Here is a 20248-nt window from a genome sequence, read left to right as displayed (position 1 = left end):
AGACTAGCCGGGCAGCGCGTGCCCTTTCCCGGGTATTTCCGGGGGAGTTCGCGGCCGGCCGCTCAGTCCAGGCCGACGACCACCTCGCCCGTGCCGGTGGCGCTCGCGCCACCGCCCGCGACGCGCACGGTGAACGGGCGGTCGGTGCCGCGCGCGGTGACCCGCAGCCCGGTGCCGTCGCGGCGGACGGTGAAGCCGGCGGCGGGGGTGCCCGACAGGTCGGGGACCGTGACCTCGGCGGTGTAGTCCGGCCGGGCCGTGGGGTGGACGAGCAGGGTGGGGGTGTCCAGCCAGTCGCCGTCGGGACGGCTGTCGTCGGCGGCCAGCGGCAGGACGGCGCCCTCGCGGACGTACAGCGGCAGGCTGTCGTAGTCGTGCCGCTCGGTGCGCCAGGCCGGGCCGGTGACCCGCTCGCCGGACAGCAGGTGCGTCCAGGTGCCCTCGGGCAGATAGACCTCCACCTCGCCGTCCTCCGTGAACACCGGGGCGACCAGCAGATCGGGGCCCAGCATGTACTGGCGGTCCAGCGGGCGGCACGCCGGGTCGTGCGGGAACTCCAGCAGCATCGGGCGCATCACCGGCACGCCGGTGCGGTGGGCCTCGGCCGCGGCACCGTACAGATACGGCATCAGGCGGTGCTTGAGCAGCGTGAACCGCCGGGCGACCGCCACGGCCTCCTCGCCGAAGTTCCACGGCACCCGGTACGACGTGGAGCCGTGCAGGCGGCTGTGCGAGGAGAGCAGGCCGAAGGCGAGCCAGCGCTTGAACACCGACGGGTCGGGGGTGCCCTCGAAGCCGCCGATGTCGTGGCTCCAGAAGCCGAAGCCGCTCAGCGACAGGGACAGCCCGCCGCGCAGGGACTCCGCCATGGCCTCGAAGGACGCCCAGCAGTCGCCGCCCCAGTGCACCGGGTACTGCTGCCCGCCCGCGGTCGCCGAGCGGGCGAAGAGGACGGCCTCGCCCTCGCCCCGCTCCTTCAGCAGGAGTTCGAAGACGGTCCGGTTGTACAGGTGGGTGTAGTAGTTGTGCATCCGCTCCGGGTCGGAGCCGTCGTGCCAGACGACGTCGGTGGGAACGCGCTCGCCGAAGTCCGTCTTGAAGCAGTCCACGCCCTGGTCGAGCAGCGCCTTCAGCTTGGCCTGGAACCAGGCGCGGGCGTCGGGGCTGGTGAAGTCGACCAGGCCCATGCCGGCCTGCCACAGGTCCCACTGCCAGACGTCGCCGTCCGGCCGGCGCACCAGGTGGCCCAGGGCCGCCGCCTCCTCGAAGAGCGGGGACTTCTGCGCGATGTACGGATTGATCCACGCGCTGACCCGCAGGCCCTTGTCCTTCAGCCGGGCCAGCATGCCTTCCGGATCGGGGAAGACGGCCGGGTCCCACTGGAAGTCGCACCACTGGTACTCGCGCATCCAGAAGCAGTCGAAGTGGAAGACCGACAGCGGGATGCCGCGCTCGGCCATGCCGTCGACGAAGGACATCACGGTCGCCTCGTCGTAGTCGGTGGTGAACGACGTGGTCAGCCACAGGCCGAAGGACCAGGCCGGCGGCAGCGCCGGGCGGCCGGTCAGGGCGGTGTAGCGGGCCAGCACCTCCTTCGGGGTGGGACCGGCGATCACGTAGTACTCGATGCTCTGGTCCTCGACGCTGAACTGCACCTGGCCGACGGACTCCGAGCCGACCTCGAACGAGACCCTGCCGGGGTGGTTGACGAACACGCCGTAGCCGCGCGAGGACAGGTAGAACGGGATGTTCTTGTAGGCCTGTTCGCTGCTGGTGCCGCCGTCCGCCTGCCAGATGTCCACCACCTGGCCGTTCTTCACGAACGGCGTGAAGCGCTCGCCGAGGCCGTAGACCTGCTCGCCCACCCCGAGGGCGAGCTGGGCCAGGACGTGGTGGGTGCCGTCGTCGGTGGTGGCGAAGGCGGTGCCCTTGGCGCCCGCCCGGGTCAGCTCCCGGCCGTCCGCGCCGAGGAACGCCAGGGCCCACGGGGCCGCCTCGTCCAGACGGAGGGTCAGCGGTCCGCTGGCCAGCTCCGTGACCGTGCCGTCCCGGCGCACCGTGCCCGCGCCGTCCGGCTCCTCGCCCAGGGCGAAGTCCGGGCCGGGACGGCGCTTTCCGGCGTGGTGGGTGACCCGCACGCCGATGACGCCCTCGGCGGGCGAGAAGCAGTCGACCGTGAGCAGCGGCGCGTTGAGCGTGTCCCCTCTCCGCGCCACGTTCTGTACGGCCGCATAGGCGGTGAAGCGCTTCGATGACAGACGTACATCACGCGGCTGTACCGCGTACGAGATCTGCACGCCGTCGCGGACGCGCCAGAAGCCGTTGGTGAACTTCATGTTCTTCCTCGGGGGAGCTGGAGTGGTTCGAGTAGGGCGCGAAGGCGCCGCCCGGCGATGCGATCGTACACAGAACACCTCCCCGCCGGGCAGGTTCCGGCACCGATAAATCCCGTCTGAACAGGGGCGATTACGGATTTCCCGGAGCTCGTCACCGAAGGCGCGGGTGAACGGGGGTGTGCCCGGGTCTGGCGCGACGGCCCGTGCATGGCGTATTAGTCATCACCATAAACAAAGGCGTCCGGCACCGCTGCCGGACGGTACGACAGCAAGGGCCGCACATGTCGAAGCGCTTCAATAGACGCTCCCGCAGGGCCGTGATACCTCTGGCCGTCGTCTGCGCCCTGCTCGCCGGGGCGGCGCTGACCGGCTGCGGCCGGCAGCGCGACGGCTCCGTCTACACCGTGCTGAACTCCTCGACCGACGAGACGTACCACCGCTGGGACGCCGAGGCGATGGCCCGGTGCGGCGAACGGCTCGGCGTCACCGTCGAGCAGCAGAGCGTTCCGGCGGCCCAGGTGATGACCAAGGCACTGCGCATGGCCTCCTCGAAGTCGCTGCCGGACATCGTGCAGTTCGACGCCTCGGAGATGCCGGTGTTCGCCGAGGCCGGCGGGCTGACCGACCTCAGGACGCTCGGCCTGGACACCGACGGCGTACCGCGCGGCATCGTCAACTTCGGCTCCTACAAAGGGACCTACTACGGAGCCGCCCGGTCGGTGAACACCCTCGCGCTCTTCTACAACAAGGACCTCCTCCACCAGGCGGGCCTGAAGGTGCCCACCACCTGGGCGGAGCTGCGCGAGACCGCGCGCAAGCTGACCCGGGGCAAGCGCTACGGCCTCGCGCTCAGCGCGGGCGGCGCCGAGGACGGCGTCTTCCAGTTCACGCCGTTCATGTGGTCCAACGGCGGCGACGAGACCCGCCTCGACGGGCCGAGGGTCGTCGAGGCGCTGGACTACTGGAAGGGCCTGCTGAAGGACGGCTCGCTGTCGAAGTCGACGGTGGGCTGGACCCAGGCCGACGTCAACGACCAGTTCATGGCGGGCAACGCGGCGATGATGATCAACGGCCCGTGGCAGGTCGAGACCCTGAACACGGAGAAGTCCCTGCACTGGGGCATCGCGCGGATCCCCGTGCCGAGGCCCGGCGCGAAGTCCGTGGCCCCGCTGGGCGGTGCCGTGCTCACCGTCCCGGACACCGGCGACGAGCGGCGGGAGCGAATGGCGGGGAAGATCGTCGGCTGCCTGACGAGCGAGCGCGAGCAGCTGACCTACGCGCGCCACAGCTGGACGGTCCCGGCGAACGAGAAGGCCGCCGCCGTCTGGCGCGGGCAGGTGCCCCAACTGGACGCGCTGGCCGACCAGGTGGCCGCGGCCCGGTCCCGCACGGCCCGGCTCGGCGCCGGCTGGCCGGCCGTGTCGCTCGCCCTGCAGAGCGCCTTCCAGGCCGCCCTGACCGGCCAGTCCAGCCAGGCCGCCCTCCAGCGTGCCCAGCAGCGGGCCACGAGCGGGAACTGAGGTACGCAGATGACCACGCCCACTGTCACCGCGCGCGGCGCGGCGCCCACGGCCGGCGTACCGGCCGCCACCCGGCCGCGGCACCGGCGACCTCTCGCCCAGTGGGGGTTCGTCGCCCCCGCCGTGCTGTTCATGCTGCTGTTCTTCGGCTACCCGCTCGTCCGCAACGTCGTGATGAGCTTCCAGCACTACACGCCGAAGACGTTCTTCACCGGCGAGGCGCCCCTCAACGGGTTCGACAACTGGTCGGCGGTCTTCCGGGACGCCCTGTTCGGCAAGGCCCTGTGGCACACGCTCGTCTTCACCGCGGGCTCACTGCTCGGCCAGTTCTGCGCGGGCCTCGCCCTCGCCGTCTTCTTCACCCGCAGGTTTCCGCTCAACGGCGTCCTGCGGTCGCTGATCCTGCTGCCCTGGCTGGTGCCCATGGTCGTCTCCGGCATCGTGTGGCGGCGCATCCTGGACCAGGACACGGGGGTCCTGAACTCCTTCCTGGACGTCATCGGTCTGGACGGTCACACTCCATGGTTGACCAGTCCGCACATGGCCCTGCTCTCGGTCATCCTCGTCAACATATGGATCGGGATTCCGTTCAACATGGTCATCCTGTACGGCGGTCTTCAGGAGGTCCCCCGCGAGCTGTACGAGGCCGCCGCCCTGGACGGCGCCTCCGGCTGGCGGACCTTCCGGTCCGTCACCCTGCCGACGCTCCGTCCCGTCATCACGGTCGTCCTCGTCCTGGGCTTCATGTCGACGGTCAAGATCCTCGATCTGATCCTCGCCCTCACCGACGGCGGCCCCGCCGACGCCACCCAGACCCTGGGCACGCTCACCTACCAGAACTCCTTCGTGCGGCTGGACTTCGGGGCCGGCGCCGTCGTCGGCAACGTACTCATCCTGATCTCCGCTGTCTTCGCGGTGTTCTACCTGCGGGCCAACCGCACCGAGGGGAAGTGACCGGCGATGGCCGCCGAGAACGTGAAACCGCGTGCGCGCCAGCGCCGTTGGGGCTCCACCGTGGCCGGGCTGCTCGTCCTGGCCGTGATGCTGTTCCCGCTGTACTGGATGCTCGACACCGCGCTCCAGCCCGAGGCCGGGCTGCTGGAGGTCGATCCGGTGCCGCACCGCCTGGACCTGTCCGGGTTCTCCAAGGCGCTCGACGACCAGGGCGGTCATCTGCTGACCTCGCTGCTGGTCTCGCTCGGCGCGGTCGTCATCTGCCTGGCGATCGCGGCCCCGGCCGCCTACGGACTGGCCCGGTTCCGGCTGCGCGGCACCCGCACCATCGTGTTCGGCACCCTGATCACCCAGATGGTCCCCGGCATCGTCATCGCCAACGCCCTGTACACCTCGTACGTCGATCTGGGCCTGGTCAACTCCTACTTCGGGCTGATGCTCGCGGACGCCTCCCTCGGCATCCCCTTCTCCATCGTGCTGATGCGGTCGTTCATGCAGTCCATCCCCGGCGAGGTGATCGAGGCCGCCGAGATGGACGGGGCGGGCCGGCTGCGCACCTTCGTGCGGGTGGTGCTGCCGATGAGCCGCAACTCCCTGATCACCTCGGGACTGTTCGCCTTCCTGTTCTCGTGGAGCGACTTCATGTTCGCGCTCACCCTCAACACCACCGACGACGTCAAACCGGTCACGCTGGGTATCTACCAGTACATCGGCGCGCACGTGGGCGACTGGGGCTCGGTGATGGCGGCGTCCGTGCTGTCCGCGGTCCCCGCCGCGATCCTGCTCGTCCTCGCACAGAAGTACATCGCCGCGGGCATCACCGGCGGCTCCGTGAAGTGACCCGGAGCACCGGCCCGGCGGCCGGTGCGGGCGGGCTCGACTTGCCGTCGGGGCCGGGGAGCCGCAGCATGGCCGGAAAGACGGATCCTAGGGCGACAGCCGCGAGGCGGCCCGCCGTAAGGCAGGTGAGACCCGGAGACACACGAGGCAGCATCCCGGGTTGTGCGCCCGTGGATGACGTGCCTCCGATCGACCCACCGTGGTTTCCGGCCTCCCGCATCCCGTTTCCGGGGCGCTGCGAGGCCGAGGACGTCTGGGAGGCCGGCCAGTGGTGTACTTCACGAATTCGCTCGACCGCATGGTCCCCGACGCACTGGCCGGGTTCGCCCGGGTCCACGCCGACCTCGTCGTCCACGACGAGGCGGCCGGGTTCTTCCGGGCCCGGCACCCCGCTCCCGGCCGCCGCGTGGCGATCGTGTCGGGCGGCGGCTCCGGACACGAACCGCTGCACCTCGGTTTCCTCGGCGCGGGCATGCTCGACGCCGTCTGCCCCGGCCAGTTGATGGCCTCCCCGCACAACCGCCAGGTGTTCGACGCCTCCCGTGCCGTGTCGCGCGGCGCGGGAGTGCTGCACCTGGTGAAGAACTACACGGGGGACCGCATCAACTTCGGCATCGCGGCCGAGCGGCTCGCCCACGAGGGCATCGACTGCGCCCGCGTGCTGATCGACGACGACCTGGCGTCGGACTCACCCGAGTCCGCCACCGGCCGCCGGGGCACCGGGGCCGCCGTCCTGGTGGAGAAGGTCCTCGGAGCCGCCGCGGACACCGGCCTCGGACTGCGCGAACTCGCCGACATCGGCACCGAGTTGGTGGGCCGCTGCCGTAGCCTCGCGGTCGCCTCGGCCGCACATCGCACACCGGCCACCGGGCGTTCCGCCTTCGACCTCGCCGAGGGGGACCTCGAGTGGGGGGTCGGCATCCACGGCGAGCGGGCCCGCCGTACGGAGACCCGGCCGGCCCTGGACGAGCTGGTCACCCGGATGACGGAGGAACTGCTCGCGGCGCTGGAGCCGCCCGCCGGTGACTCGGTCATCGCCCTGGTCAACGGACTCGGCGGGGTGACGCGGCTGGAGTTGTACGGCGTGGCGCGGCAACTCGCGGCACGCCTGGACCGGTGGGGACTGGTCCTCGAACGCGTCCTCGTGGGCGACTTCGTGACCGCGCTGGACATGCGCGGCTTCTCGCTCACGCTGATGCGGGCGGACCCGGAGACGGTCAAATGGTTCGACGCGCCCGCGCACACGCCCTCATGGCCCCGGTGACCAAGGGCGGGCAGGAGGTGGCACCATGCTGGAGCACTACTCGGCGCAGGACGACGCGGCATCCCCCGACAGCGCTGTCGCGAGCACGACGTGGACGGACATCCCCGCCGCGGACGCGGCCTTCACCGAAGGCTGGATGCGGAGGTTCGCCGCCTCCGTCCGGGCCACCGAGGCCCAGCTCACCGCGCTCGACCAACAGGTGGGCGACGGCGACTTCGGTACGAATCTCCGCTCGGGGCTCGACGCGTCCGTGCGCGCCCTGGACCGGGCGGGGACGGTGTCACCGGCTGCCGGCGGACGGGCCGGCGCACCGCTGCGGACGGTCGCGACCGTCTTCCTGGACGGGGTCGGGGGCACCAGCGGCCCGCTGTTCGGGCTGCTGCTGACGGAACTGGCGCTGGCGGCGGTCGGCCCGGTGCTGGACGTGGCCGCGCTGCGGGCCGGTCTCACCGGTGGGCTCGCCGCCGTCCAGCGGGTCGGCGAGGCACGGCCGGGGGACAAGACCCTCGTGGACGCGCTGTATCCGGCGTGCGAGGCGCTGCGCGTGTGTCCGGAGCAGGCCGGGAGCCGGGTGGCCCTCGCCCATGCGTCGCGCGCCGCATGGGAGGGGGTGCGCTTGACGGCGCGCCTGCGTGCCCGCCGTGGCCGGGCCAGTTACGTCGGGGAGCGGGGCAGGGGAGTGCCGGACCCCGGTGCGGTGGGCGTCGGTCTGCTGCTCTCCTCGGCCGGCGGCGTGGTCACCGGACTGCCGTCGTTCGTGCCGGGCCCGGTGCCGCGGCGGCCGGACTGAACGAACGGCGGACCGTTTGCCGGGGACAGCCCCCGTGCACCCGTCGCGGAACGGCGGTCACGGAGCCGCGGCCTGCCGAAGCCCCGAACCGGTCGGCGACGGAGCCGCGGCGGGCTTCGGCGGCGAGGTCCGCAGCGGTGTCCGCTCGGTGGCCCAGCGGATGATCCGCGGGTCCTCCAGCGTCTCGACCCACAGGTCGGTCAGGGCGGCGGTCTCCTCGCCGGGCCAGGGGCCGGCGCCGAGCACCGTCAGTCCGGCCCGGACCGCGGCGAGGATCCCGCAGTGCGTGTCCTCGACCGCCATCGTGTCGGCCGGATCGGCGCCGCAGCGCTGGGCGGCCGTCAGATAGACGTCCGGGTCGGGCTTGGGCCGGATCGTGCCCTCGGGCACCACCACGGCGCGGAAGTGACGCAGCAGCCCGGCCTCTTCCAGACCGGGTTCGACCACGTCACGGGGGCAGTTGCTGGCGACGGCCAACGGGGCGAAGGCCGCCGCCGCCCGCACCAGGTCGCGGGCGCCCGGCATGGTCACCGGGTGGTCGCAGACCAGGACGCGGAAGTGCCCGAGCAGCCGGTCGGCGAGATCGGGTCCCAGTTCGGGGCGGCCTCCCTCGTCGGCCATGAGCTGCCCGCACTCGGTGTAGTGCAGGCCCTTCGCCCGCTCCGCGAAGCCCGGGGCGGGGGTGAGGCCCACGTCGTCGAGAACCCGCAGGCGCGCGGTCTCCCAGTGTCGTTCGGTGTCCAGCAGCGTGCCGTCGCAGTCGAAGACGACGGCCGCCGGTGTCCAGGAAAGGATGCGATGAAGCGTCATCTGTGTGCTTTCCGTTCGGATGGGCCGCGGGGAGCGCAGACCGGGGTGTGACGTCCTCTCACCGCAGGGGTGCGAGCGGCGCCGACGGGCCACCCGTGTGCGCGGGGCGGCGCAGGGTTCCGGGCGGGGCCGGACCTCGTACGGTCGGCGTTGACGCCCGTACGGACTAGTCCCACCAGGGAACATAACGATCGTTACGCTAGATTTGGTCACACATGGCAGTCAAGCCGTGACGAAAAGTTACGCTCGCAAGGGTGATGGGTAGTGCAGAACGCCGAAAGCCGGGCATGCGCTGTCCTGCTCGAACCGGAAGACGCAGGTGCGGTGGTGCGGCACACACACGATCCGCGCGGGCGGCGCGAACTCGGTGAAGCGCAGCGCCGTCAGCCGGACACCCGTGGGCCGGGACAAGGCTCCGTCGCTCGCCAGCGCGGCGGCCTGGCGGGCCGCCTCCAGCAGCACCATCCCGGGCACGTGGTCGGTGGCGTGGTCGAAGAAGAAGGGGTGCCAGGGGTCGGCCGCGTCCACCAGCACCTCCCTCGGGTCCCACCGGTCCCGGCGTCGCCCGCCGTTGCCGCCGGGCCCGGCGCGTCCGATGACCACGTCCCGGGCATGGGACACGCCCAGCCGTGCCGGGTCGGGCCGGAGCAGCCCGGCCGACGCCGGGGGCTGGCAGGTGCCCGCGAGCGGCCCGCGCAACGCGGCATACCGTTCGGGGGAGAGGAACCGGGCGCCGCCGCCGGCCGTGGCGAACACCGCGCCGCCGGCCTGGAACTCCGCGTGCAGCCGCAACCCGGCCGTTGCCCCGTCGGAACCGGCCCGCAGCCCGGTGACCCGCACCCGGCAGGTGACCTGGGTGGCGCCGTGGGAGGCCCGTGGCTGTGCCCCGGGGTCCGTGGTGAAGAAGACGTCGGTGATCAGCATGCGGGTGTCCACCGGAACACCGAGGTAACGCAAAGGGATGAAAATACCCAGCTGCCGTAAGGTCTCCACCACCATCAGCGGATGATGTACGGCATGGCCGTCGACCGGAAAGGTGGGATGCGACCGCGACCAGCAGGCGGCCGCCAGAAAACGCGTCGCGTCGACGCGTAGTACGTCGGTGAGCAGAACCTCCGCCACGGACGCCCGGTGGACCAGTTCCCGGGGGACCGTGCGCGACCAGCTCAGGCCCCGCGGCTCTGCGCCGGTGCCACGGATTCGAGCGTCCATTCCCCCAGCAGACCGCAGTTCGGCACGTTCCGCACACCGACTCGACAGTCCGGGCGGGCTCGGGTACTACATTGCCTAGGGGCAGGAGAGGTACGAGAACCTCGGAAAAGGGTTGCGACGCGTGCGAGCGAATCTGACACGGCGGGCTCTGCTGGAAACCGCGGCACAATTGTTCGATGAGCGGGGTTATGCCGGGACCAGCATCAGCGATATCAGCGCACTTTCCGGGCGCACCAGCGGCGCCATCTATTTCCATTACGCCAGCAAGGAGAAACTGGCCCTCGCCGTGGTCGAGGAGCACTTCGCGTCCTGGCCGCGCATGATCGAACGCCATCGCTCGACCGGCCGCCCGGCCCTGGAGAAACTGGTGGCGCTGAGCTTCACCGTCGCCCGCGCCTTCCGGGACGACGTCGTCGTACGGGCCGGCTCACGCCTGTGGATGGAACGCAAGGCCATCGCCGCGCCCCTGCCCACGCCCTTCGTCGACTGGATCGAGGTCGTCACCGAACTCCTCGCCGAGGCACGCGCCAACGGCGAACTCGCCGCCGGTGTCGATCCGGTGCCCGCCGCGCACAGCGTGGTCTGCGCGTTCTTCGGCCTCCACACCGTCTCCGACGCCCTGGACGGCCGCGAACACATCGAGCAGCACCTGCACAACCTCTGGCGGCTGCTGCTCACCGCCCTCCAGGTCCACCCGGACCCGGCGGCCCTGCTCGACCGTGTCCACGCCGCCCGGACATCCCCTTCCACGACGGAGCGGCCGTCGGCCGACCAGGCCGTGCTCACCCGCGCCGAGGCGTAGCCGGCCCGGGGACGGAGGGACCCGCAAGCGGGGCGGGCCGACGGCCTGCCCCGCTCCTCGTCGTCAGGCGGACGGGTTGACGGTCACCGTCGTGGAGTTGTTCCCGCTGTCGGGGTCGAAGGCGAACGACGTGCCGTAGTCGGGCCGGGCGACGACGCGGCCCGTCGCGTCGGGTACGACCCGGTCGACGTGCAGCTGGAACGGGAAGCTGACGTCGAGGTCGGGCTTGGCCCACATCGGCAGGGTGCAGGTGTAGCGGGACGACCCGGCGGCGAGGCAGGTGTCCGGCACGGACGTGGCGGTCGTGCCCTCCGGGAGGTAGAAGTCGAGCACGGCGACCGGGTCGCCGGAGCTGACATTGCCGACCCAGGCCGGGCCTCCGTTGGTGAAGCGGAACGCGGCGGTGACGGTGTCCCCGGCCTGACCGCTCACCCGGGTGCCGTGCACCGCGAAGTCGGCGGTGTTGCGGGCGGTGATGCTCCAGGCCTGGCCGTTGTCCGAGCCGTCGAGGTCGGTGGCGCCGCCACCGGGCTGCACCTCGTAGTCGAACCGCTCGTACAGCGCGTGGCCGGTCACGGCGAGCCGCAGCGGCTCCGGCAGCTCCACCGTGGCGCCGGGCGCTATGTCGGTGTCGAACGAGCACGTCACGTACGTCATGGGCGTGTACTCGTTGTCGTCGGTGTCCGGCCCGGTGTAGGTGCACTGCGGGTACCGGGTGGCGACATCGAGGCCGTACGTCGCCCACAGCTTCACGCTGAAGCCGTGGGAGGTCCGGTCACCGGTGTTGGTGACGGAGAACGGCACCGTGAGGGTGGTCCCGGGCGCCACGTCCCGAACGCTCTGCGGGGCCTTGACACCCAGGTTCGGGCCGGAGCCGACGGTGAGGAAGGTCTCCGTACCAGGGGCGACGAGCTTGCCGTCGGGCCCGGTGGCCTCCGCCGAGTACGCGATCGAGCCCTGGACCGCGCCGGCGCCGGCGGCGGCCCGCACCCGCAGCTCGACCTGCGGGGTGTAACCGGTGGGCACGTCCCCGGTGTCGCACACGGCGACCGTTCCGGCGTCGTTCGGCGCGCAGTTGTCGGGCCAGGCCACGTCCACGGCCCCGGCCAGCCCCGAGACATCGACGGTCAACCGGCCCTCGGTCACGGTGAAGTTGGAGTTGTCGTGGTACAGGCCGAGCGCCAGGGACCGGTATTCCCCGGCAGCGCCGTCCGCGCCCACGGTGACCGACTGCTCGTACGGTGCCTGGATCCACAGCCGGTCGGTCTGCGGCTCGTCGGCGAAGGCGACCCCGCTGCCGAGACCGGCGACCAGCAACGCCCCAACGGCTCCGGCACATGCGCCGCGACGCAGCACACGGCCGACGGAGACAGAACTCATGGCATCTCCCACATCGGAAAGAAGGTAAGCCCGGCACGGTGATCCGCACCGGGCTCCCCTTGGACGGCCGACGCGGCCGAAAGGTTGTAACTGACCTGCAGGAACTTGGCGTTTGTCACCACGTCAGGACCCCAGGCAGCCCTCCGGCCCCGACCCGGCTGGATCGCCTCGGCGAAGCCGGGCGCGGCCACCATGTTCCGCAGGATCAGTAGGTGCCGGGCGGTCGGTGCGGCCGAGGACAGCGGCAGGAAGGTGACCCCCGGGCACGCGCTCGACGGCCGCCCGCTGATCCTCCGTACCGACGGCGTAGGTGTAGGTGCCGGCGGGGGAGAGCCGGGTGTCGAAGTCCGCGCGGCAGCCCGGGTCGACCCCGCCGCCGGCAGCGGGTTGGCGACCACCTGGCGGCCCCCACCACCGGTTGTCGCACATCGACCAGTACCGGACCTGGGCAGCCTTGCCGCGGACGACGAGGACCTGACCGGTCGGCGGCGCGTCGAAACCGGTGCTCGGATACGCGTTGTCCGGGTTGGGGTAGAGACCGGCACCGCCCGACCGGGAGAACGCCGGCGGGGGCGGGGTGCCCTCCCCGGCCGAGGACGTGGTCCAGGAGGGTGCGCCGACGGCGGAAGCGGCGGAGGACAGGGCGTCCGCGCACGTCCCCACCCGGACGCGGTGCCCGCCCTGGACGAAGGTGACCTTCGGCAGGCGGAACGTCCCGTGCGGCAGGTAGATCCGGTAGACGGCGGTTCCCTCGGCGCCTTCCGGGGTGCCGGCGGGCGCGAGCGGCAGGACGTCGGGCCGGCCCGCGGGCGTGTCCGTGACCGTGACGGTGAACTTGCCGCCGGGACGGACGGGTCGGCGGTACGGGTTGCCGCTGCCCCGGTCCGGGAGGAGCTGGTGGTCGGTCAGGGCGGACGGGGTGCCGTCCGGCCCCGTGAAGCTGCTGCGGTGGGCGTCGTAGGTGGCGACCGAGGCGTAGCGCGCGTCCGGGAAACGGCCGTCGAGTTCGATGACCAGATGCTTGCGCACCGTGTAACGCAGCAGTCAGTACCGGGCATTGGTGTCCGGATAGGCGACGTTGGACGTCTGATAGCCCAGCGGCTCCCAGGCGCAGGCGGGCACCGTGGGCGTGGGGGCGTCGGCCGGGGAGGCGGCGGCCACGGGGGTGGCCGCCGACAGGGCGAGCACGGTGGCGAGGAGAACGGACTTCCGGCGCCGCACCGGCCGCTCCTTCCGGTTGCGGGATCTCAGCCCAGCCACGACGCGGCGGCGGCCAAGAGGTGGCGCACCCCGGCGGCGACGGCGTGCCGGTCGGAGGGCGCGTAGTGCGGGGAGTGGTTCATGGCCGTGCCCGGCGGGAGCGTGCCGCGTTCCAGCGCGGCCACGGCCGTCTCGTCGAAGTCCCCGGGATCCGCGCCGCCGAAGTGGAAGAACACCGACGGGCACCCGGCCGCCGTCGCGAACCGGCCGAAGTCCTCGCTGGCCGAGAGCGGCGCGCGCAGGGTGTGCCCCAAGGCGCCCGCGTCGGCCACGGCGGCCAGGACGCGCTCGGTGGCGGCCGGGTCGTTGACGGTCAGGGGGAAGGAGTCGTACGTCGTGATGTCCGGCGTCCGGGTGGCGCCCTGGGCGTCGGCCTCCGCGTGGATGACGCGCCGGATGTCGGCCAGGACCTGTTCACGGGTCTGCGTGTCGAACGTCCGCAGACTGCACAGCAGTTCGGCGGTGTGCGGGATGACGTTCGCGACGGTGCCGGAGTGCAGGGCCCCGACCGTGAGGAGCGGTGACGGGGACAGCGGCGCCAGGCGGGCGGACAGGGTCTGCAGCCGCAGTACCACGGACGCCGCCATCACGACCGGATCGACGGCGAGATGAGGGGCGGAGGCGTGCGCGCCCGCACCGTACAGGGTGACCCGGAGGCTGTCGGCCGCCGCCATGAGCGGGCCGGGCCTGGTCGTCACCACACCGGCGGGCAGCGGGCCCACATGCTGGCCCAGCACCACCTCCGGCCGGGGAAAGCGGTCGAGGACACCGTCGTCCAGCATGGCCTGCGCGCCCCGGCCCACCTCCTCGGCGGGCTGGAAGACGGCCACCACCGTCCCGCTCCAGGCGCCCGGGTGCGCGGCGAGCTGCCGGCAGACTCCCAGCAGGGCGGCGACGTGCACATCATGGCCGCAGGCGTGCATCAACTCCGGCTCGACGGAGGCGTACGGGAGCCCGGTCTCCTCCCGCACGGGCAGGGCGTCCATGTCCGCCCGCAGCCAGACCACCGGGCCCGCGCCGTTGCGCAGGACGGACACCACACCGGTCCGGCCGACCCGCTCGGTGGTCTCCCAGCCGCCGATGCCCGCCAGTTCGCGGACGACGGCGGCGGCGGTACGGCGTTCCTCGAAGGCGAGTTCGGGATGGGCGTGCAGATCCTGGTAGACCTCCTCCCAGTGCGGGAGGCGGGCCGCGAGGCCCTGGCTCAGGCCGGTCTCAGGCGGGGTGGGCGGCAGTGGAGGTATCACTGTCGTCCTCCTTCGGGGTGTCGGTGACGTCGGCGCGCAGACGCGCCAGGAAACGGGGGGAGGTCTGGGGCACCCGGAGCACGGCGGCGACGGCGAGCACGGGACCCACGAGCAGCGACCAGAACGCGGTGCGGTAGGAGAAGGCGTCGACGATGTGACCGAACAGGGTCGGCACGACGATGCCCGACAACTGGCCGCCGAAAAGGATGATTCCCGAGGCCGCTCCGGTCAGGCCCGGCGGAAGGCTGCGCAGGGGCACCGAGAAGCACGGCATGTAGCACAGGCCGACGGCCCCGCTGACGAGGGTGCCGACCACCACGAACCAGGCCAGGGTGGTGGTGAGCGGCAACAGGACGAGCAGGCCGGCCGCCACGCACATGGCCGGGACGACGATCCGCCGGGGACGCCCCTCGAACCTGTCGCTCAGCCGGCCCCCGACGACGACGGCGACCGCCGCGAGCAGGGTCGGCCCCAGGGACACCAGCCCCGCGTCGGACACCGCCAGACCGCGCTCCTCCATCAGGAAGGAAGCGCTCCAGCTGTTGAGCCCCCACACGACGACGTCGTAGGCGAGGAACATCACCGCGAAGCCCCAGACGGCCGGCGATCCCAGCAGGGCGGTCGCGGCCCCCTTCGGCCGCCTCAGCGGCGGACCGGTCTGTGCGGCGGGCAGCGGTCCGGGCAGCCCGCGCCGGATCGCGACCACCACCAGCAGGCCCAGCACGGACACGGCCGCGAACATCACCCGCCAGTCCCAGTGGGCCAGCAGCAACCCGCCCAGTACGGCGGCCAGCAACCCGCCGACCGCGTTCGAACTCTGGATCCAGCCGTTGGCGGTCAGCCGCTGCTGAGGCAGGCTGCGCCGGCTGAGGGTGTCGATGGCCGCGGCGGGGAACAGGCCCTGGGCCACCCCGAAGAGGCAACGGAAGACCACGAGCGCGGTGAACGACCAGGCGACGGCGGTCAGTCCGGTGAAGACCGACCACAGCACAAGGGCCACGCACACGACCCGCGCACCGCCGAAGCGCACGGCGACCAGGCCGGCGGGAATCTGCGTCAGCGCGTAGGTGACGAAGAACGAGGAGACGATCACGCCCCGCTCCGCGTGGCCGAGCCCGAAGGTGTCGCCGATCGACGGCAGCGCCAGATTGATCACCTGCCGGTCGATGTAGTCGACGGCCCAGGCGGTGAACAGCAGGACCGCGGTGGTCCGGGTGGTTCTGAGCAAGGGGGTCCTCCCGCCGTGCGAGGCGACGCTTGGCGGACACCCTGCACCGTCCGCCGCTTCGCACCGCGTAATCGCAGGATTCCGGCACCCGAGGGGCCGTGGCGCCGGAATCCGGCGACCCGGGTCTGCGGCTGGGGTCTTCAGCCGGGCCGTCCGCGCTGACAGGATGAGACGCGTGCCGCCCACCGACACCGCCCTCCCGCACACCCCCGACGGACCCGACGAGACCGACCTGGCCCTGGTCGAGGCCCTCCAGCTGCGCCCGCGCGCCCCGTGGGCGCAGATCGCCTCCGTCATCGGCATCGACGCCACCACCGCCGCGCGCCGCTGGCGGCGGCTCACCGACAGGGGCCTGGCCTGGATGACGGCCTACCCGGCGCGGCACTCCTCGGTCGTCGGTTACGCCGACCTCGCCTGCGCCCCCGGCGCGCTCGACGCGCTGACCGCCGAACTGTGCCGCTGGGGACCGGTGTTCAGCGTGGAACGCACCACGGCCGACCACTCCTTGTTCCTGGGCGTGGCAGCGCACGACCTGCCGTCCCTGGACGACTTCGTCACCGGGCGGCTGGGACGGCTGCACGGAGTGCGCTCGGTGCGGCTGAGCATCTGCACCCGGGTGTACCGCGAGGGCAGCGGCTGGCTGGTGCACACGCTCAACGAACGCCAGCGCACCCATCTCACCGGCGGCGACAGCCGTACCCGGCCACGGCCCGGCGGCGCACCGCACGAGGGCGACCGCAGGCTCCTGCGCGCGCTCGGCGCGGACGCCCGCCGCGGCCACGCCGAGCTGGCGCGGGAGTGCGGGCTGAGCGAGACGACCGTACGCCGGCGGCTGGCGCGCATGATCGCGGGCGGTGAGGTCTACTTCCGGTGCGACCTCACCCAGCAACTGGCCGGCTGGCCGGTCATCGCCACGTTCCGTATCGCCGCCCCCGGACCCGGCACCGAGGCCGTGGCCCACGCGCTGGCGGGGCTGCCGGAAACCCGGCTGTGCGCGTCGGTCACCGGAGCGGACAACCTGCTGCTGTCCGTGTGGCTGCGCTCGCCCGCCGACTGCCTCACCCTGGAGGAGCGCATCCTGCACCGTCATCCCGGGCTGCGGATCGGCGAGCGGAGCATCACCCTGCACACCGCCAAACGCATGGGCAGGCTGCTGGACCGGTGGGGCCGCGCCCGGACCCACGTCCAGATCACGGCGGCACCGGAAGGCGGGACCCCGGAGCACGGCCAGCCAGGGGACTGAGGGATCTGCCCGTTGGGAAAGGGCTTTCCTGACCGAAGTATTGACGTGCACCTGTCGTAACTGGCTGTATGGGAGCGCTCCCACATGTTTTCGGCCGACTTGTTCACCCACTCAACTCATGGAGCCGCAGTGAGAACAGTGAGACCAACGACAGGTACGACACCGAGGAACCCGGTCGCCCTCCTGCTGGCCGCCCTGGTCACCGTGCTGGGCCTGCTCGCCCTCTCCCCGGCCCCCGCCCACGCCGTTTCCCGGCCGGCCGCCGCCGCGACCGGGCTGCACATCGGCAACGGCCGCCTCCTGGAAGGCAACGGTAACGATTTCGTGATGCGCGGCGTCAACCACGCGCACACCTGGTACCCGGGCGAGACCCAGTCGCTGGCCGACGTCAAGGCGCTCGGGGCCAACACCGTGCGCGTCGTCCTCTCCGACGGCTACCGCTGGTCCCGCAACAGCCCGCAGGACGTCGCGGCCGTCATCCAGAGCTGCAAGGCCAACCGCCTGATCTGCGTCCTGGAGGTGCACGACACCACCGGATACGGCGAGGACTTGGCCGCCGGCACGCTCGACCACGCCGCCGACTACTGGATCAGCCTCAAGGACGTCCTGGCCGGCCAAGAGGACTACGTCATCATCAACATCGGCAACGAGCCGTGGGGCAACACGAACCCGGCCGGCTGGACCGAGCCCACCGTCGCCGCGGTCAAGAAGCTCCGCGCGGCGGGCTTCCAGCACACGATCATGGTGGACGCGCCCAACTGGGGCCAGGACTGGCAGGGCGTCATGCGCGCCAACGCCCGCACGGTCTACGACGCCGACACCACCGGCAACCTCCTGTTCTCCATCCACATGTACAGCGTCTTCGACACCGCGCAGGAGATCACCGACTACCTCAACGCCTTCGTTGCCGCGAAACTCCCCCTTGTCATCGGTGAGTTCGGCGGGCCGGCCGACCAGTACGGCGACCCGGACGAGGACACCATGATGGCCGCCGCCGAGCAGCTCCGCCTCGGCTACCTGGCCTGGTCCTGGAGCGGCAACACCGACCCGGTCCTCGACCTCGCGATCGACTTCGACCCGGCCCGGCTCAGCTCCTGGGGCCGGCGCATCTTCCACGGCGCCAACGGCATCGCCGCGACCTCGCGCGAGGCCACGGTCTTCGGCGGCACCGCCCCCGACACCCAGGCCCCGACCGCACCGGGCACCCCCACCGCCTCCGGCGTCTCTTCCACCTCGGTCACCCTGACCTGGCCCGCGGCCGGTGACAACGTTGGCATAGCGGGCTACGACGTGGTCCGCCTCAACGGCACCACGGAGACCACGGCCGCCTCCACCACGACCACCACGGTCACCGTCTCCTCCCTGACCGCCGACACCGCGTACACGTTCGCGGTCTACGCCAAGGACGCCGCCGGCAACCGCTCGCCCCGGTCCGCGACGGTCACCGTCAGGACGGAGAAGGGCACCGGCACTCCCGGCGCCGGCTGCTCCGTGCGGTACCGCGTCTCCAGTGAATGGCCCGGCGGCTTCCAGGGCGAGATCACCATCGGCAACACCGGCACCGCCGCCATCAGCGGCTGGACGCTGGGCTTCAGCTTCCCGAACGGCCAGACCATCAGCAACATGTGGGGCGGTACGCCGACCCAGAGTGGGGCCTCGGTGACGGTCGCCGCCGCCTCGTACACATCGACGGTCCCCGCGGGCGGCTCGGTGACGGTCGGCTTCACCGGCGGCAAGTCGGCCACCAACGCCTCACCCACCGCGTTCACCCTCAACGGCGCCGCCTGCACGACCGTTTGACGGCCCTGCCGAGGGCGCGGGGTGGCGCGGCCGTGGCCCTCCGGTCGGCCGGGGCCGTTTCGGCTCCGGCCGGCTCCGGGCCGTGCGGCTCCGGTATCCGCCGGCCTTCGGCGCGTCGTCGGCCCCCGTGGATTTCCCGCGGGGGCCGACGCGTCGTGCCGGATGGTCCCACTTTTGTGTGAACCACCGTCCGCAGACGGGGAACCCGTGCTTCCGGCGGGCATCACCCGGGTGCCCGGCGCCATCCGCGACCGCATGGCTCAGGCATACGTTGGGAGAGGTCATGGCATCCCGCCCCGCACACCGGCACAGCACCGCACGGCACAGCGGCGCGGTGGCGGACGGGACGCTCGGCGGGGGAGTCGCGGACATCCCGCCCCGCCCGGTGCGGATCATGCCGCTGGGGGACTCGATCACCGTCGGGCTGAACAGCACCGGGGTGGCCGGATACCGCGACGAACTCCTCGGCCACCTGCACCGCCTGGGCCACGACGCCTGCTTCGTCGGGCCCTGCGTCAACGCCTTCCAACCGCAGGGCGATCCCGACTACGCCGCCGTCTGCGGCATCACCATCGAGGCGCTGACCCCGCTGCTGCCGCAGTGGGTTCCGGCCGCCCGACCGGACTGGCTGCTCGTCCACATCGGCACGAACAACATGTACGGCCCCGGCCACACGGCCGCCCCCGGCCTCCTGCGCACCTTCGTGGACACCCTGCTGCGCCTGGCCCCGTCCGCCGGCGTCCTGCTCGCCTCGATCATTCCGTCACGGCTGCCCGAGTGGCAGGCGCACATCGACGACTACAACCGGCACGTGCGCGAGATCGCCGAGGAGCCCGGACGCCGAGGCCGGGTCTTCTTCGTCGACATGGCCTCCGCGTTGCACGCCTCGCCGCAGGGCCGCGACGATCTCTCCGACCTGGTCCACCCCGGCGACCAGGGGTACGCCAAGATGGCGGCCGTCTGGCGGGACGCGCTCCACGCACGGCTGCCCGTCCCCGAAGGCGGCCCCATCCTCAACCCCAACCCGCACCTCCAGACCCCCTGGCTGTCCGAGGCGGTACCGCGGGCCCGGGGCAACGCTCCCGCCCACTTCCCGGGCTGGACGAACCACGGGGCGCACGCCTGCCACGGACGACTCGCGGGCCTGGACAACGGCTCGCACGCCGTGGGCCTGTGCGCCGATGCCGGATTCCCCGGCATCGCCACCCGCCTCGCCACCACCCCCGGCCGCCCGGTCCGCGTCACCTTCCGCGCCCGGGCCGCCACCCTCCGCGCCGGCCCGGACCACGGCGGACCCGCACACCCGGCAAGGACCTTCGGCGTCCAGGCCGACGGGCACCCCAGGGCCACCGTCACCGCGACCGACGAGTGGCGCACCTGGACCTACGACTTCACCCCCACCGGCGCCGGGACCGACCTCCGCTTCACCCCCGGGACCGGCCCGTCTCCAGCCTCCGGCACCCGGACCGGCCGAGGCCCCCTCGTCACGGACGTCCTGGCCCGCGCGCGGGCCTGCTGAGCCACCCGGCCCGCCCGCGCCGGACTCCTCCAGCCGGACGGCG

General features: G+C 72.2%; 17 protein-coding genes. 9 read left to right on the top strand and 8 right to left on the bottom strand.

The genetic code is table 11. The annotated features are described in order from the left end of the window. Positions 1 to 62: 62 nt before the first annotated feature. Complete coding sequence (gene yicI / locus IH25_RS0102705) at positions 63 to 2336, bottom strand: alpha-xylosidase (protein WP_030602176.1); 2274 nt, start codon at positions 2334 to 2336, stop codon at positions 63 to 65. 281 nt (positions 2337 to 2617) lie between these two features. Between yicI and IH25_RS0102700 the strand changes: the two genes are divergently transcribed. From IH25_RS0102700 to IH25_RS0102680, 5 genes are all read left to right on the top strand, one after another. After that, positions 2618 to 3856, top strand: a complete 1239-nt coding sequence (locus IH25_RS0102700) for an ABC transporter substrate-binding protein (RefSeq protein WP_030602172.1) — start codon at positions 2618 to 2620, stop codon at positions 3854 to 3856. A 9-nt stretch (positions 3857 to 3865) separates the two neighbouring features. Further along, positions 3866 to 4810: a carbohydrate ABC transporter permease gene (locus IH25_RS0102695; RefSeq protein ID WP_030602169.1), complete on the top strand. Its 945-nt coding sequence runs from the start codon at positions 3866 to 3868 to the stop codon at positions 4808 to 4810. 6 nt (positions 4811 to 4816) lie between these two features. Then, positions 4817 to 5650: a carbohydrate ABC transporter permease gene (locus IH25_RS0102690; protein WP_030602166.1), complete on the top strand. Its 834-nt coding sequence runs from the start codon at positions 4817 to 4819 to the stop codon at positions 5648 to 5650. Positions 5651 to 5948: 298 nt separating this feature from the next. Beyond that, on the top strand, positions 5949 to 6914 hold the full coding sequence (locus tag IH25_RS0102685) for a dihydroxyacetone kinase subunit DhaK (RefSeq protein WP_030602163.1): 966 nt from the start codon (positions 5949 to 5951) through the stop codon (positions 6912 to 6914). Positions 6915 to 7050: 136 nt separating this feature from the next. Then, entirely contained in the window at positions 7051 to 7704 is a 654-nt protein-coding gene (locus IH25_RS0102680) for a DAK2 domain-containing protein (protein ID WP_051753757.1), read from the top strand. Between the two features lie 57 nt (positions 7705 to 7761). On the opposite strand, the gene IH25_RS0102675 is transcribed toward IH25_RS0102680, so the two are convergent. Both IH25_RS0102675 and IH25_RS0102670 read right to left on the bottom strand, forming a co-directional pair. After that, positions 7762 to 8514, bottom strand: coding sequence for an HAD family hydrolase (locus IH25_RS0102675; RefSeq protein WP_051753678.1), 753 nt, complete (start codon positions 8512 to 8514; stop codon positions 7762 to 7764). 240 nt (positions 8515 to 8754) lie between these two features. Beyond that, positions 8755 to 9726, bottom strand: a complete 972-nt coding sequence (locus tag IH25_RS0102670; RefSeq protein WP_030602154.1) for a ScbA/BarX family gamma-butyrolactone biosynthesis protein — start codon at positions 9724 to 9726, stop codon at positions 8755 to 8757. Positions 9727 to 9838: 112 nt separating this feature from the next. Here IH25_RS0102670 and IH25_RS0102665 point away from each other — a divergent pair, with 112 nt between their 5' ends. Then, complete coding sequence (locus IH25_RS0102665) at positions 9839 to 10528, top strand: ScbR family autoregulator-binding transcription factor (protein WP_030602151.1); 690 nt, start codon at positions 9839 to 9841, stop codon at positions 10526 to 10528. A gap of 63 nt (positions 10529 to 10591) precedes the next feature. On the opposite strand, the gene IH25_RS0102660 is transcribed toward IH25_RS0102665, so the two are convergent. From IH25_RS0102660 to IH25_RS0102640, 5 genes are all read right to left on the bottom strand, one after another. Then, entirely contained in the window at positions 10592 to 11908 is a 1317-nt protein-coding gene (locus tag IH25_RS0102660; RefSeq protein WP_030602148.1) for a COG1361 family protein, read from the bottom strand. A 123-nt stretch (positions 11909 to 12031) separates the two neighbouring features. Then, a complete protein-coding gene (locus tag IH25_RS0102655) occupies positions 12032 to 12937 on the bottom strand; it encodes a hypothetical protein (RefSeq protein WP_030602145.1) in 906 nt (301 codons plus the stop codon). A 15-nt stretch (positions 12938 to 12952) separates the two neighbouring features. After that, entirely contained in the window at positions 12953 to 13129 is a 177-nt protein-coding gene (locus IH25_RS41075) for a hypothetical protein (RefSeq protein WP_157846927.1), read from the bottom strand. A 26-nt stretch (positions 13130 to 13155) separates the two neighbouring features. After that, a complete protein-coding gene (locus tag IH25_RS0102645; protein WP_394298410.1) occupies positions 13156 to 14412 on the bottom strand; it encodes an amidohydrolase in 1257 nt (418 codons plus the stop codon). Next, positions 14384 to 15643 (bottom strand): MFS transporter, encoded by a 1260-nt coding sequence (locus IH25_RS0102640; protein ID WP_037654171.1) that lies wholly within the window; start codon positions 15641 to 15643, stop codon positions 14384 to 14386. Before IH25_RS0102640 ends, IH25_RS0102645 begins: the two co-directional genes overlap by 29 nt. Positions 15644 to 15818: 175 nt before the next feature. Here IH25_RS0102640 and IH25_RS0102635 point away from each other — a divergent pair, with 175 nt between their 5' ends. From IH25_RS0102635 to IH25_RS38420, 3 genes are all read left to right on the top strand, one after another. Beyond that, positions 15819 to 16886, top strand: coding sequence for an Lrp/AsnC family transcriptional regulator (locus IH25_RS0102635; RefSeq protein WP_245172670.1), 1068 nt, complete (start codon positions 15819 to 15821; stop codon positions 16884 to 16886). 129 nt (positions 16887 to 17015) lie between these two features. After that, on the top strand, positions 17016 to 18686 hold the full coding sequence (locus IH25_RS0102630) for a cellulase family glycosylhydrolase (RefSeq protein ID WP_394298409.1): 1671 nt from the start codon (positions 17016 to 17018) through the stop codon (positions 18684 to 18686). Positions 18687 to 18969: 283 nt separating this feature from the next. Next, positions 18970 to 20205, top strand: a complete 1236-nt coding sequence (locus IH25_RS38420; protein ID WP_051753672.1) for an SGNH/GDSL hydrolase family protein — start codon at positions 18970 to 18972, stop codon at positions 20203 to 20205. Positions 20206 to 20248: the final 43 nt, after the last annotated feature.

The sequence above is a fragment of the Streptomyces achromogenes subsp. achromogenes genome, from assembly GCF_000720835.1.
Lineage (GTDB): Bacteria > Actinomycetota > Actinomycetes > Streptomycetales > Streptomycetaceae > Streptomyces > Streptomyces achromogenes.
The sequence above is the reverse complement of the archived record's forward strand: the minus strand, read 5'-3'. Positions and strand labels throughout refer to the sequence as shown.

What these genes read in the sequence shown, in the direction of transcription:
- yicI (WP_030602176.1), bottom strand. Translation starts at nt 2,336, where the DNA reads ATGAAGTTCACCAACGGCTTCTGGCGCGTCCGCGACGGCGTGCAGATC.
- IH25_RS0102700 (WP_030602172.1), top strand. Translation starts at nt 2,618, where the DNA reads ATGTCGAAGCGCTTCAATAGACGCTCCCGCAGGGCCGTGATACCTCTG.
- IH25_RS0102695 (WP_030602169.1), top strand. Translation starts at nt 3,866, where the DNA reads ATGACCACGCCCACTGTCACCGCGCGCGGCGCGGCGCCCACGGCCGGC.
- IH25_RS0102690 (WP_030602166.1), top strand. Translation starts at nt 4,817, where the DNA reads ATGGCCGCCGAGAACGTGAAACCGCGTGCGCGCCAGCGCCGTTGGGGC.
- IH25_RS0102685 (WP_030602163.1), top strand. Translation starts at nt 5,949, where the DNA reads ATGGTCCCCGACGCACTGGCCGGGTTCGCCCGGGTCCACGCCGACCTC.
- IH25_RS0102680 (WP_051753757.1), top strand. Translation starts at nt 7,051, where the DNA reads ATGCGGAGGTTCGCCGCCTCCGTCCGGGCCACCGAGGCCCAGCTCACC.
- IH25_RS0102675 (WP_051753678.1), bottom strand. Translation starts at nt 8,514, where the DNA reads ATGACGCTTCATCGCATCCTTTCCTGGACACCGGCGGCCGTCGTCTTC.
- IH25_RS0102670 (WP_030602154.1), bottom strand. Translation starts at nt 9,726, where the DNA reads ATGGACGCTCGAATCCGTGGCACCGGCGCAGAGCCGCGGGGCCTGAGC.
- IH25_RS0102660 (WP_030602148.1), bottom strand. Translation starts at nt 11,908, where the DNA reads ATGAGTTCTGTCTCCGTCGGCCGTGTGCTGCGTCGCGGCGCATGTGCC.
- IH25_RS38420 (WP_051753672.1), top strand. Translation starts at nt 18,970, where the DNA reads ATGGCATCCCGCCCCGCACACCGGCACAGCACCGCACGGCACAGCGGC.